Source organism: Pseudoalteromonas sp. SR44-5 (assembly GCF_014163675.1).
Classification (GTDB): domain Bacteria; phylum Pseudomonadota; class Gammaproteobacteria; order Enterobacterales; family Alteromonadaceae; genus Pseudoalteromonas; species Pseudoalteromonas rhizosphaerae.
This window is the reverse complement of the sequence record NZ_JACJDT010000180.1, coordinates 1-556: the sequence shown is the minus strand read 5'-3', so window position 1 is coordinate 556 and position 556 is coordinate 1. Positions and strand designations below refer to the sequence as shown.

Annotated in this window: 1 protein-coding gene; it reads left to right on the top strand. The window is 38.8% G+C overall.

Translation table 11 applies throughout. The features are described from left to right. A partial coding sequence (locus tag H5154_RS23490; protein ID WP_220493449.1) for a hypothetical protein occupies positions 1–210 on the top strand: 210 nt, incomplete at its 5' end. Positions 211–556 lie beyond the last annotated feature (346 nt).

Here is a 556-nt window from a genome sequence, read left to right as displayed (position 1 = left end):
CATAGCCAAGCCCGTGCTGCAAAAATGATAAAAGATAAAACCAATGAGCACATCCAAAACACACCAGAACTAAGGGCACAACTTCAGCCGTTTAGCGAAACCTCTGAAGCCGTTTTGAAATGGATATCTAACTTCAATAGCTACATGACAAACCAAGTTTGGCCGCCAAAAACCTCATCGGCTGTAAAAGAGTATTATGAGTCGAGGTAACAGGTGTTTGGATGGATTTGGTATTAATGCCGCCTCCCTTTACTAAATTGCCAATATTACGAAAGTTGCTCTGGATGAAAAAGGTACGGCTATAAAGCCGTACCAGCTGTAAAGATTTTGACCCCCTAGTTTTATATAGCAAAGTATTTCCCAATAGTTTTTGAGAATATTATTATATCGGGTGCCTAGCTAAAGCTGGGAAGTCCATTTATCCCTACCAGATGCGTATTCTCATGACTTTGATCACCGATTCTCATCAGCTTTGATCACCTGATTTATCATTTTGTAGAGCCGTTTTTAAATTAGCTTAACTGATCATCATCAGTCAATTTATTTAACTGTTTTC